The organism is Agrobacterium vitis (genome assembly GCF_014926405.1).
In the GTDB taxonomy this organism is placed as follows: Bacteria; Pseudomonadota; Alphaproteobacteria; order Rhizobiales; family Rhizobiaceae; genus Allorhizobium; species Allorhizobium vitis_H.
Genome location: NZ_JACXXJ020000005.1, coordinates 2,825,034 through 2,838,402 on the forward strand (window position 1 = coordinate 2,825,034; position 13,369 = coordinate 2,838,402).

The 13,369-nt window shown below is 58.4% G+C and carries 9 protein-coding genes; 1 reads left to right on the forward strand and 8 read right to left on the reverse strand.

The genetic code is table 11. The features are described from left to right. Positions 1 to 22: 22 nt before the first annotated feature. The 6 genes from trpS to IEI95_RS24465 all read right to left on the reverse strand — a co-directional run bounded on the left by trpS (position 23) and on the right by IEI95_RS24465 (position 10,026). Positions 23 to 1,087: a tryptophan--tRNA ligase gene (trpS, locus tag IEI95_RS24440; RefSeq protein WP_012654827.1), complete on the reverse strand. Its 1,065-nt coding sequence runs from the start codon at positions 1,085 to 1,087 to the stop codon at positions 23 to 25. A 105-nt stretch (positions 1,088 to 1,192) separates the two neighbouring features. Beyond that, positions 1,193 to 1,597, reverse strand: a complete 405-nt coding sequence (locus IEI95_RS24445; RefSeq protein WP_156531328.1) for a VOC family protein — start codon at positions 1,595 to 1,597, stop codon at positions 1,193 to 1,195. Then, a complete protein-coding gene (murJ, locus tag IEI95_RS24450) occupies positions 1,584 to 3,182 on the reverse strand; it encodes a murein biosynthesis integral membrane protein MurJ (RefSeq protein ID WP_156531327.1) in 1,599 nt (532 codons plus the stop codon). Before murJ ends, IEI95_RS24445 begins: the two co-directional genes overlap by 14 nt. A gap of 1 nt (position 3,183) precedes the next feature. Beyond that, positions 3,184 to 6,009 carry a [protein-PII] uridylyltransferase gene (locus IEI95_RS24455; protein ID WP_012654824.1) on the reverse strand — a complete coding sequence of 942 codons (2,826 nt, stop codon included), beginning with the start codon at positions 6,007 to 6,009 and terminating at the stop codon, positions 3,184 to 3,186. 168 nt (positions 6,010 to 6,177) lie between these two features. Continuing rightward, positions 6,178 to 8,829, reverse strand: coding sequence for a DNA mismatch repair protein MutS (gene mutS, locus IEI95_RS24460; RefSeq protein WP_234890876.1), 2,652 nt, complete (start codon positions 8,827 to 8,829; stop codon positions 6,178 to 6,180). Positions 8,830 to 9,051: 222 nt separating this feature from the next. Then, on the reverse strand, positions 9,052 to 10,026 hold the full coding sequence (locus IEI95_RS24465) for a LysR substrate-binding domain-containing protein (protein WP_156531326.1): 975 nt from the start codon (positions 10,024 to 10,026) through the stop codon (positions 9,052 to 9,054). Positions 10,027 to 10,168: 142 nt separating this feature from the next. Here IEI95_RS24465 and IEI95_RS24470 point away from each other — a divergent pair, with 142 nt between their 5' ends. Continuing rightward, complete coding sequence (locus IEI95_RS24470; protein WP_194417129.1) at positions 10,169 to 10,447, forward strand: hypothetical protein; 279 nt, start codon at positions 10,169 to 10,171, stop codon at positions 10,445 to 10,447. Here the strand turns inward: IEI95_RS24470 and olsB are convergent. Beyond that, entirely contained in the window at positions 10,444 to 11,319 is an 876-nt protein-coding gene (gene olsB / locus IEI95_RS24475; RefSeq protein WP_012654820.1) for a l-ornithine N(alpha)-acyltransferase, read from the reverse strand. The two genes, IEI95_RS24470 and olsB, sit on opposite strands and share 4 nt — an antisense overlap. A gap of 153 nt (positions 11,320 to 11,472) precedes the next feature. Next, positions 11,473 to 13,107 carry a hybrid sensor histidine kinase/response regulator gene (locus IEI95_RS24480; RefSeq protein ID WP_156531323.1) on the reverse strand — a complete coding sequence of 545 codons (1,635 nt, stop codon included), beginning with the start codon at positions 13,105 to 13,107 and terminating at the stop codon, positions 11,473 to 11,475. Between the last annotated feature and the right edge of the window lie 262 nt (positions 13,108 to 13,369).

Sequence of the window (13,369 nt, forward strand, 5' to 3'; positions counted from 1 at the left end):
TGCCACGCATCATCATAAAAGCTTAGCGCACGAAACCGATAATGTCGCGGATTTCCGTCATGGTTTTTTCGGCACGGACCCGCGCCCGCTCACCACCATCGCGCAACACGGCGTCGATATGAGCAGGGTCACCCATCAAACGGCGCATTTCACCAGTGATCGGCGACAGAACCTCGACAGCAAGTTCGATAAGAGCAGGCTTGAATACTGAGAACTGCTGCCCGCCGAATTCCGCCAGCACCTCGGCTTTGGTCTTGTCGGCAAGGGCTGCATAAATACCAACCAGATTATCGGCCTCCGGCCGTCCGGCCAGTCCATCCGTTTCGCTTGGCAAGGCGTCCGGATCGGTCTTGGCCTTGCGGATCTTCTTGGCAATCGCCTCGGCATCGTCCATCAGGTTGATGCGCGACAGATCCGAAGGATCGGACTTCGACATTTTCTTGGTGCCATCCTTCAGGCTCATCACCCTGGGGGCCGGACCGTCGATCAGCGGTTCGACCATCGGGAAATAGGCATGCACCGGTTCGTTGCCGACAGTGATATCGATGCCAAGTCCGGTCGGGCGGATCTGTTGGGCAAAATCCAGATTGAACTTCATGGCGATATCGCGGGTCAGTTCCAGATGCTGCTTCTGGTCATCGCCCACAGGCACATGGGTGGCGCGGTAGACCAGGATGTCGGCAGCCATCAGGCTCGGATAGGCAAACAGGCCAAGCGAGGCCTGCTCACGGTCCTTGCCCGCCTTGTCCTTGAACTGGGTCATCCGGTTCATCCAGCCGATGCGGGCGACACAGTTGAAGATCCAGGCCAGTTCGGCATGTTGTGGCACTTGGCTCTGGTTGAAAACGATATGCTTGACCGGGTCGATACCCGCCGCGAGAAAAGCCGCCGTGATCGACCGGATCTGACCGCGCATATCCTCATGCACCAGCTGCGCCGTCAGCGCATGCAGGTCAACGACGCAATACATGCAGTCGTTATTTTCCTGGAGCGCGACGAATTTGCGGATCGCGCCGAGGTAATTGCCAAGATGGAGATTGCCGGTGGGCTGAACGCCGGAAAAAACCAGCGGCTGAAATTCGCTCATGATTGACCTCAGCAGGCTTGTGGAGGGCCTGATACCTCGTGTGGATTTATAGCGCTTATGCACAGGCAGACGTTCCCGATCAAGCGGGGAACGGCTAAGGCGCGATTATAATTTGGGCTCGATCAGGTCCCAGCGATTGCCGTAGAGATCTTCGAACACGGCAACTGTGCCGTAGAGTTCGTAACGCGGCTCTTCCTGAAAGACGATGCCATCAGCGATAAACGCCGCATGATCACGGGCAAAGTCATCCGTTTCCAGAAAGAAGGCAACCCGGCCGCCTGTTTGGTTGCCGATTGTCGCCAGCTGTTTTTCTCCATCCGCCTGCGCCAGAAGCAGCCCGGCACCGTCTTCAGTGGGAGAGATAACCACCCAGCGCTTGCCATCGCCCAGGTCGATATCTGCTTTGCAGGCAAAGCCCAGCTTGCCGCAATAAAAGGCCAGCGCCCGATCATAATCATCAACCACAAGCGTTACGGTGGCGATGCGTTTTACCGGCCTATTCTGCGTCATCGGCGGCCTCGCTTGGCGTCGCGCGCGCCTTGCGCTTAAGATTGCGTCTCAGCATGCCGATATCCGCGCCGCCGATCAGGAAGGCCAGCGAGAAATAGATCAGCATCGCCAGGCCGATCTGGATGAACAGCACCAACACCTTGTGCAGGAAGGGCGAACCGGTGCCGATATAAGGCGCGAAAAAGCCCGACAGCGCCATCAGCGCCGCGCCCATGGCCAGCGCCGCCAGCAAAAGCCGCAGCGCCCGGGACACCAGCGCCCATTCCACCTGCAAATGTCCGCGCCGTACCAGCATGGTGAACAGCAGAACCGTGTTGATCGCGCCCGCCGTCGCTTCGGCAATGGCGATACCCCGCTCCTGCAACAGCGGAAACAGCGAAATGGCCAGCGCCGAATTGACCACCACCGAAATGCCGGTGAAGCGCATCGGGGTTTTTGTATCCTCGCGGGCGTAAAAACCGGGCTGCAGCGCCTTGATCATCACGAAACCGGGCAGGCCCAAGCCGTAATAGGCGAGGATTGCCCCGACAATGGCGGTATTGTGCGCGGTAAACGCGCCGCGCTCATAAAGCACCCGGATGATATCATCCGACAGCACCCACAGCCCGACCGCCGCTGGCAGGGTCAGGAACAGCACGAATTCAATCGACCGATTCTGAATGGTTGAAGCCTCGCGCTGGTGGTCGGATTTCAGCGCCCGCGCCAGCTCCGGCAAAAGCACCACGCCGACGGCAACGCCCACCACGCCCAAGGGCAATTGATAGATACGGTCGGCATATTGCAGGGCGGCAATCGCCCCATCCTTGGAGGAGGCAATGGCCTGGCCGATCAACTGGTTGATCTGGGTAATGCCGCCAGTCACCGCGGCAGGGACGGCGAGCACCAGCAACCGTTTCACGTTGGGGGTGATCTTCGGCCATTTGAAACCGAGCCTTATCCCCGCATGGCGCACGCCGATATAGACCACCAGCAACTGCAAAATCCCGGCCACCAGCACCGACCAGGAGAGATACCAGGCCGTTACGACAGGCTCGACGCCATGGTAGAGCGCATAAAACAGCGCACTGATCATCACCAGATTGAGAAAGATCGGCGCGACGGCGGCGGCGAAAAAGTGATGCAGCGAATTGAGCATGCCGCTCAGCATCGCCGTCAACGACATGCACATCAGATAGGGAAACATCACCACGGCGAGACGCACGGTCAGCGAAAACTTTTCCGCGTCATCGGCAAAACCCGGTGCGATGACAAACCGCACCAGGAGCGGCATGGAAAGCTCCATGGCGATGGTGATCAGCAACAGGACGGTAAAGAGGACGCCGAAGACTTCCTCGGAAAAACGCTTGGCGCCGTCCAGTCCGTTCGCCTCGATTTCCTTGGAAAACAGCGGCACGAAAGCAGCGTTGAAGGCGCCTTCGGCAAACAACCGGCGAAACAGGTTGGGAAAGCGGAAAGCCGCATAAAACACATCGGCCATCGGCCCAGTGCCAAGCGCTGCCGCCATCAGGGTTTCGCGGGCAAACCCGAACAATCGGCTGCCAAGCGTGGCGCCGCCAACGGTCATGAACTTCTTGACGAGGGACATATCAGACGCGGGCTTTCTTTTCAGCAGCCGGGGATTTCGTCGCGGCGGGCGCGATAATGCCCGATGGCATCTGCTCGCGCAATTCGTCGGGTTGCTCGCTCATCACCGCTTTCAGCCGGACCGAAATGGAGCCCTGCCGGTTTTCATTGGTGATCTTCTGGCCGACCAGATCGATGACGTAAAACGTATCGATGACCTTTTCACCAAAGGTGGTGATACGGGCCGAGTGAATATCGAGCGACAGATCGGCCAGGACCGCCGTGACCTCGGCCAGCAGACCAATGCGGTCGAGGCATTCGATCTCGATCACTGTAAACTTATTGGAAAGGCTGTTGGAAATCGTCACATGCGGCTTGACGGTGAAGGTCTTGTTGCGTTTGCGGCCCTTGGTGCGGGTGGCAATCACTTCCGGCAGGCGCTTCTTGCCCGCCAGCACGTCTTCGATCATCTTGCTAATCGTATTGGCCCGGCGCATCTCGTCCTCGTCAATGGGAAACTCCCTGTTGATGAGAATGGTATCGAGCGCCCGGCCATCCGAGGTGGTAAAAATCTGCGCATCGGCAATATTGGCGCCCGCCGCCGCACAGGCACCGGCAATGATCGACAACAGGCGCGGATGGTCAGGGGCAAGCACCGTGATCTCGGTGATCGCGTGGAAGGAATGGGTGCGGACCATGGTTGCCAACGCCTGATCGGCCTTGTCAGCCTGGCGGATAAAATGGGCATGGCGCACCTGGTCTTCCAAAGGCACCGTCAGCAAATAGGGTTGGTAATGCAGCTTGGTATAGGTTTTCTGGTCCTTCTGGCTCCAGTCCGACAGGGCCTCCGCCAATTGCTCGGCGGCCTGTTTGGCGCGCTCCTTGCGCGGGCTTTCGGAAAACCCGCCTGATAGCAGCAATTCGGTTTCATAATAGAGCGTGCGCAGCAATTGGCCTTTCCAGCCGTTCCAGACGCCCGGACCGACGGCGCGGATATCGCAGACCGTCAGCACCAGAAGCATGCGCAGCCTGTCAAGCGACTGCACCTTCTCGGCGAAATCGGTAATGGTCTTGCGGTCATGCAGATCGCGGGTCTGGGCGACCATCGACATCAGCAGATGCTGATCAATCAACCAGACCACCAATTCGGTCTGCTTGTCGTTCAAACCAAGACGCGGGCAGAGACGCCGGGCAACCTTGGCACCGGCAATCGAATGATCCTCCTGACGGCCCTTGGCGATGTCATGCAGCAGCACCGCGACGAACAGCACAGTGCGCTCCTCTATATTCGGCATCAGCTTGACGGCCAACGGATGGATGTCGGCATGCTGCCCCTGATCGACCTCGGCCAGAATGCCGACTGAGCGGATCAAATGCTCGTCCACGGTATAATGATGATACATGTTGAACTGCATCATCGAAACGATCCGCCCGAAATCCGGGATGAACTTGCCCAGAACGCCCGCTTCGTTCATCCGGGTCAGCATCAGCGCCGGGTCGCGTTTGGAGGTCAGGATGGAGAGGAACAGCCGGTTGGCCTCCTCGTTCTCGCGGAAATCATGATCGATCAGCGGCAGGCAGCGGGTAATCGCCTTGAGCGCATCGGGATGGAATTCCAGCCCATGCAGATCGGCGACATGGAAAAACCGCATGATATTGATCGGATCACGCTTGAAAATGTCCGGACCGGACAGAGCGATCCGGCCCCTGTCCTCGATGAACTCAGGCGTGCCGGGAATGCGCCGGGGCCGATGGGCAAAACGCCCGATGGCTGCGGTCAGTCCTGGAGCGGCCTTTGCCTGCTTATCCTCCAGGCTGGCACAGACGATCCGGGTCAGGTCGCCGACATTTTTGGCGACATGGAAGTAATGCTTCATGAAGCGTTCGACCTCCGAAAGGCCGGGACGGGCATTATAGCCGAGATTGCGGGCAATTTCCGGCTGAAGATCGAAAGACAGCCGCTCTTCCGGCTTGCCGGTGGCGAAATGCATATGGCAGCGCACCGCCCAGAGAAAATCGTCGGATTTCTGAAACATCCGCCATTCCTGGCGCGACAGAACACCAAGTTTGACCAGATCGGCCGGATCGGAAATCCGGTAATAATATTTGGCGATCCAGAACAGCGTGTGCAGATCGCGCAATCCGCCTTTGCCTTCCTTCACATTCGGCTCGACAAGATAACGGGTATCGCCCGCCTTGCGGTGCCGTTCATCACGTTCGGCCAGTTTGGCGGCAATGAATTCAGGCGCGGTCTTTTCAACCACCTCCGCATCGAACCGTTTCTGCAATTCGCCAACCAGCAGCGCTTCCCCGCAGATGAAACGGGTTTCGAGAATGGCGGTCCTGATGGTCATATCGGTGCGCGACAGCCGGATGCATTCCTCAACGAGGCGGGTGGCATGGCCGACCTTAAAACCCAGATCCCAGAGAATATAGAGCAGGAATTCCACCGCCTTGCGGGCATCCGCCCCGGCCTTGACTGAAAGCAGGAACAGGAGATCGATGTCGGAACCGGGAGCAAGGGTGCTGCGGCCATAACCGCCGACCGCAGCCACCGCAAATTCCTGCTGGGTGGTGGGGTAGACAGCCTGGGTGACCATGCGATGCACCAGCGTGATCAGATTGTCCTGGAGATTGGAAATCATCCCGGCGCATTCCAACCCGCTGCCATTGGTGGTCAGATGGCGCAGGGCCGCCTCCCGGCCATCAATGCTTGCTTTTTTCAACAAGGGGAGAATGGCGGCCCGTGTTTCCGGCACTTTGCCATTCTGGAGCACGATGGACATGCATTCCGCCTCCAATGCCTTGAAATCGGGGAGCGTTGCGTCTGATAGGTCGTGCTTTGCCATGATCGTCCGGTTATCTGTTCCCTGCCGCTTGGAATGAGGCGGCTTTTGTCTGTCACGGGTTTAGCGTTTTTAAGGCGCTGCGGGCAACAGGATAGCCGATAATTCCTAAAATCCGTTGACTGAGCCAAAACCAGAAAGCACAGAACCAAAAAGCAACACGATTCTGGATCAGGATTTCGCCAGAGTGGTTTTCAGATCGTAGAGCGCATCCATCGCTTGCCTTGGCGTCAAGTCATCCAGATTGAGGCTGCGCAATGCCTCTTCCACCGCCGACACCTGCGCCCCTGTCCCCGTCCGGCTCTCCCGCCTCTGACTGACCTGAAACAGCGGCAGGTCGTCAATCAACTGGCTGGCCGGATTTTTGCGATCGGCATCTTCGAGCTGCGACAACACTGCGCGGGCGCGCTCCACCACCATGCCCGGCAGCCCGGCCAGTCGCGCCACCTGGATGCCGTAGGAGCGGTCAGCGGCACCAGCCCCAACCTCATGCAGGAAAATTACCTCGCCATGCCATTCCTTGACTTTCATAGTGACGTTCGACAGCCGGACAAGCTTTTCAGACAGCGCCGTCAGCTCGTGAAAATGCGTGGCAAACAACGACCGGCAGCGATTGACCTCATGCAGATGCTCGACAGTCGCCCACGCAATCGACAGGCCGTCGAATGTCGCCGTACCACGGCCAATCTCATCGAGAATGACCAGAGACCGCTCGCCCGCCTGATTGAGAATGGCCGCCGTTTCCACCATCTCGACCATGAAGGTCGAACGGCCCCGCGCCAGATCGTCGGAGGCGCCAACGCGGGAAAACAGCCGATCGACAATACCGATATGCGCCGATCCGGCAGGTACGAAAGACCCCATCTGGGCGAGAATGGCGATCAGCGCATTCTGGCGCAGAAAGGTGGATTTACCGCCCATGTTCGGACCGGTCAGCATCCAGATCGCGCCGTGCTTCTGATCGCCTACTGGTGAAAGATCGCAATTATTGGCGATGAAAGGGCTGGCCGCCTGCTTGCGCAAGGCCTGCTCGACCACCGGATGACGCCCGGCGACAATGGAAAACATCCTGCTGTCATCGACCAGGGGCCTGCAATAGCCCTGCTCCTCGGCCAGCACGGCAAGACCGGCGGCCACATCGATCACTGCCAGCGCGCGCGCTGCTTTCTTGATGGCCTCGGCCTCGGTCACCACCGCCTGACGCATCCGCTCAAACGCCGCAAGCTCGATTTCCAGCGCCTGTCCCGCCGCATTGGCAATGCGGCTTTCGAGATCAGCCAGTTCGGTCGTGGTAAAGCGCATGGCATTGGCCATAGACTGGCGATGGATAAAGCGGGCCTTGGCTTCGCCCTCGATCAGCGGCCCGGCATTGCCGGCGGTGACTTCGATGAAATAGCCCAGCACATTGTTATGCTTGATCTTCAGCGACTTGACGCCGGTTTCTTCGGCATATTGCAATTGCAGCCCGGCGATCACCCGGCGCGACTGGTCACGCAGCGCCCGCACCTCGTCCAGCCCCTCATCGGCGCCCTCTCTCAAAAACCCGCCATCGCGTTTCAACAATGGCAGATCTTCCGCCAGTTGCGAGGCCAGCAGATTTTCGAGCGATGGTGATAGCATTTCGAGATCGATGAGCGCCGAGGCAAGCTCATCCGGCAGGACAGCCCCCCGCAGCAACCCAGCCACATCGCCTGATGTGGACAACCCATACCGGATCGCCGCCAGATCTCTTGGCCCGCCTCGGTCCAGCGCCAGCCGCGACAGGGCACGTGGCATATCCGGGGCGCGTTTCAAAAGGTCGCGCAGCCGCTCACACAGAAAACCGTCCGTCAACAAATAAGCAACCGCATCCTGCCGCTGCGCAATTGCCACAACCTCCGTCAAGGGCGACATCAGCCGTTCGGCCATCAGCCGCGCGCCGCCCCCGGTTACGGTTCGGTCAATGGTGTTGAGCAGGGAACCCTGTTTCTGGCCGGAAAGGGTCTTCACCAATTCCAGATTGGCGCGGGTGGCCGCGTCAATAAACAGCGTCGAGGACGAGGATTGCCGCTCAGGCAACCCAAGCGGCGGACGCTCGGACATCTGGGTTTTTTCCACATAGGCAATCGCCGCCGAAGCCGCAGCCATTTCTGGCCGTGAAAACCCGCCGAAACCGTCGAGCGTCTTGACGTTGAAATAGCGCGTGATGCGCCCCTCCGCCGAAGCGCTATCGAACAGCACCGATGGCTGCGGCACGACCACGCGGCCAAGCACATCAAAGGCCGGCTTCAGGTCCGGGTCCTGCATCAACGTTTCGGCGACGATCACTTCACGCGGATCGATGCGGAAAATATCGGCCAGCAGACGGGTGGGATTGGTTTCAGCCAGACGGAAGACGCCAGTGGAAATATCGATCCAGGCCAGCGCCAGTTCATCGCCGCTGCCGCGCACCCGTGCCAGCGCCATCAGATAATTGGTCTCCGACGGCGACAGCAGCTTTTCCTCCGTCAGCGTGCCGGGCGTGACCAGACGCACCACGTCACGCTTGACCACGGATTTGGAGCCGCGCTTCTTTGCCTCAGCCGGGTCTTCCACCTGTTCGCAAACGGCGACACGGAACCCGAGCGTGATCAGCTTTTGCAGATAATCGTCAGAGGCATGTACAGGGACACCGCACATCGGAATGTCTTGACCCAGATGCTGCCCGCGCTTGGTCAGGGTAATGCCGAGCGCCCGGGACGCCTCGACGGCGTCCTCGAAAAACAGCTCATAGAAATCGCCCATCCGGTAAAACAGCAGCGAACCGGGATTGTTCGCCTTGATTTCAATATACTGTTCCATCATCGGGGTTGCCGTTGCGCGGCTTTCTTGCGACGTCAGGGCGGCGGTGTTGAGCACATCCGGTTCGGCAGCTTTGTCGATGATCACAGGTTCACGCTTTGCAAAATTGAGGGTATCGGGACACGACCGCGTCCAGACGACATCTAACGATGTTCAAGCCACAATGACAACCGATGCAGCGGCAAGCCACCCGCCTGCCCACAAAAAGCTGCGGTCGCACAAAGATCAACCGCACTCGCCTTTCAGAAATGGGCCTTTCAGAAATGGGCTTTCCAGAAAAGGGCCGCCTAGAAAAGGAATTGCCTTGGCGAGACGGGTCATATCCTCGTGAAGCTCACCGCGCAGCCACCGCTTGAAGGCATCGACCTTGTCATTGCGGCGCGCGCCTTCTGGGCTGACGAAATAATGGGCAAGCCCTGTCGGCACTGCCGGCCCGAAGGGCGCCACCAACTGCCCCTGCTGTAATTGCTGGGAAGCAATCGTCTGCCAGGCCAGCAAGATGCCTTGCCCAGCCAGTGCAGCGTCCAGGCATAGAGAGGCTTCGCTAAAGACGTGCCGTGTGCGGACCGATCGCCCGGGAAGCCCTGCAGCGGCCAGCCATACATCCCAACTGAACATCGCCCGGCCATCTTCAACAATCGGCAAGTCCAGGAGATCGGCTGGTGATTGCAGACGCTTTGCCATGGCAGGTGTGCAGACCGGAAAAACCTTCTGCTCCAGCAGCAACTCGGCCCGTACACCGGGCCAGTCACCACGCCCGACCCGAATACACAGATCGACATCGGAGCTTGATGGATCGATTAACCGGTCGCTTGCCTCCATTCTAAGACGGATCGTCGGAAACCGTTCTGAAAACGCACCAATGCGATGCACCAACCAGCGTGCAGCAAAGACCGGCGCCACCGAAATCGTTAAAACCGTATCATCGCTCTTCAGCGCAAGCGCCACTGCCCCCGACAAATGCCGAAAGCCCGCACTCAAACGGTCAAGCACCGGCTCAGCCACATCTGTCGGCACCATGCCGCGGCTGGTTCGCTCGAATAATTGCAATTGCAACTGCTGCTCAGCCTTGATGACCTGCTGGCTGATGGCACCGATCGAAACGCCAAGTTCGCTGGCAGCCGCTTGCAGAGAGCCTAGCCGCCCGACAGCCTCCACGGCCCGCAATCCATTGAGATGCACCAAATTGAGTTTGCTCATCCAGGAAATCTATAGGCACCGCCCAAAAATCTCAATTGCCGATAGCAGAGAACTCTCTAGCCTTTGAAGGCCTGATACAGCACGGCAAAGGATGTAACCATGAAGATTATCTGGAGATTTTTCTCAAGGTCAGGATCTTCGGATGCCTGCAATTACGCCGCGAGCAAAGATCCACTTCTGCATCCAGATTTGGTGGGTCTATCGCAACGGCAATTGGCCGACCTCGTCATCCCGCCCGAGCAACCAATGGAAATGCAAAACGATGAACCGCTGGCAAAATCTGCAGCGTCCTGCGTTTCAGCAAACAGACACCTTCGACAGAAGGTGCCAGTTTCAACCTGAACCGGACAGTTCCCAGCTTTCTTTACTGAAAGCGATCTTTTCGAGAAAGCCGGGCTTCGGCTTTCCTGATATAGCCTAGCTCGCAAACCGCCCGGCATCGGCACCGTAATAATTCACGTAGCGATCGGAAATGCTGGTAATTGGCAGGACGATTAGCACATCGGTGGTGTTGAAGGCATGGTCGACCACGGCACCGGTACCGATCATCGCGCCGAGACGCAGATAACCCTTGACCAGCGGCGGCATGGCGGACAGCGCCTTGCGGGCATTGACGATTTCGGATGGCATCAAGTCCATGGGGCAGAACAGTTCCGGGCGGGCACGAACCGCCCATTCGCCGCGGGCTTCGGCATTCTGCGCCAGAAAGGACAGAGCCAGCGCATGCTGTTCCGGCTGCACGCCTGGAAAAGAGGCGCAGCCGATCATGGCGCTCATATTGTGGCGCAGCGCGTAGGCCCAGTTTCCCTGCCAGAGCAATTCTACCGTCCGCTTGGTGCGATAATTCGGCAGGACACAGGAACGGCCAAGCTCCATGAAGCGCTTGTCGGGATGTCGGGCGATGAGATCGTCCAGCGCAAATTCCGAGGCGGAATAGAAGCCGAAATTGGCCAGCGCCACTTCATGACGCAGCAGCCGATAGGTGCCGACGATCTGATCTTCCGGATCACCCTCAATGGCGTGGTCTAGAACCAGAAGATGATCGCAGATTTCATCGAACGCATCGATATCGCGCTTCTGCCGCATGGCATCGGGCGGCAGCATGGCATTCATCTCTTCGACGAATACCCGGTAGCGCACCGCCTGGGCCGCATCGATCTCACGTGCATTGCGGGCGAGCCTGGTTTCCAGCGTACCGATCCGGCCCAGGACATCGCCAGCAGGGCCGGACACTGCACCGGAGGAACGCTCCGTTTCAGGTGTGACTGCACGATCAAGGAGTTCGACTGTCATGGCGGTTCATCCGGCTCTGTTCAAACAAGACCTGTTAAACACGGATATGCGACAAGATGTTGACACAGGATACGCTGATTTCGATTTTTACGGCGGTTTTTCCCGTAAAATCAATGGATACTCCAAGATAATAATAGGAAATTTTCTCGGAATCTAGCCGTACAGTCTTGTACGATGTGTTTTCATCAGCGAGGCAATTTCATTCAGCAGGCGCTCGGGATTGACAGGCTTCTGCAAGACCAGATCCGCGCCGCTGGTCAGCGCCTCGGCCCGGGCGGCATCCCTGAGATCGCCGGTCAAGACCAGGATGGGGCAGCGCGGGCGGCGTTTCAATTGTTCGATCATCCGCACGTAGCGCAGAACTGAGCTGCCATCACCGCCAGGCATGCCGAGATCGGTAATGATAAGATCCAGTTTTACCGCCTCTTCCAAAGCCACTTCACGGCGTAGGGCATCGAAATCATTGACCACGCCAACCATATGACCGGCTTTCTGCAAGACGGCCCGCAACAGGGTTGCATTGACGAAATCGTCCTCTCCGACCAGAACATTGAGCACCTCGGGGACCTGTTTGCCCGGCTCCATGCCTTCTCCCGAAAGCAAGACACCTGCATGGGAGACATCGGTATCCTGTACATCGACATGGGCCGCATCCACACCACTCATCAGCCCCCGCAGCACATCGCTCAAGGTTTGCTCACGCAGCGGACGGATCAGCCAGGCATCGAAACCGGTCAGCGGCCGCACAGGCCGCTCTTCCGGATTGACCAGATAGATGCGCCGAATTTTTCCCAAACCGGACAGCCGTCTGGCGAGATTGGCATCGTAATCGGAAATGCAGCGATGATCGACGATCAGATCCGTCAGGTGAGCATCCTGCCTCTCGACCTGATCCAAAAGGTCAAGCGCCTCTTCGGTTTTCTTTGCCCAATGGCAAAACCCGCCAAGCGTACGAATGGTCATGGACGCGCCTTCAGCCGCCGGACCGTCGGGCGCCAGCAGCAGAACGCTGGACCCTGACAGCAGCGACTGCCGCTGGGAAACGGTCCGATCCTGCGCAATCGCCTTGGTTGGCAAGCGGATCTCGAAGGACGTTCCCCGTCCGCGCACGGTTTCAATAATCGACAGAGAACCGCCGAGCGCCATCATCAACCGCTGGGAAATGAACAGGCCGAGGCCCGTGCCACCACTGCGCTGCACCGGGTCTCCGCCTTGCGAAAACTCGACGAACAGCCGAGTGCGTTCCTCTTCCGTCATGCCAGGACCAGTGTCGCGGACCCGCACCACCAATTCGTCGCCAATGCAGCTGGCCGACACCAGCACACCACCCTCGACGGTGAATTTCACCGCATTGCCGATGACATTGAACAAAACCTGCCGCAGCCGAGCGACATCGATATCGACTTCCTCGGGAACCCCGGACTGTGTCGTCGCGGCGATCTCGATACCCTTGGCATGGGCGCGTGGCGACAACATCTCGACCACGCCTTCAATCAGACGCCTCGGCGACACACGTTGATTGTGAAGTTCGAAATGGCCAGTTTCAAGCGTCGTATAATCAAGAAGGTCGGCAATCAATTGTTGCAGGGATTCGCCCGCTTGCACGATGCCGGACAGATAGTTGCGCTGCTCTGGAGACAGATCGGTCCGGCCCAGCAAATGACTCATGCCGAGAATGCCGTTCAGCGGCGTGCGCATTTCATGACTGACAGTGGCAAGCAGACGGGTGCGAACGAGTTCCGCACTCGCGATGGATGGGAGGACAGGGCTCTGCGTCTTCGATAGCATCTGCGCCTACTCCGGCAACTGTCCGGCAAAGCCTTTCGGAAGAGGAGGATGAAACCCACCTTAGTTCGGTGTTTTTTCCATCGTCCGGTATCCGGCGCGCCCACCAAGATCACGACATTTATCTGGCCACACCACCAGGTCCCTGCAAGAAACGTCAGGTACGCTATGGTGCTTCAAATCCGCTGCATAACTCTCTCATTAAACCAAGGCCGATTTGATGAATTATGCAGTAGCAAAGCCCCGTCAATGTTTTGTTACGACC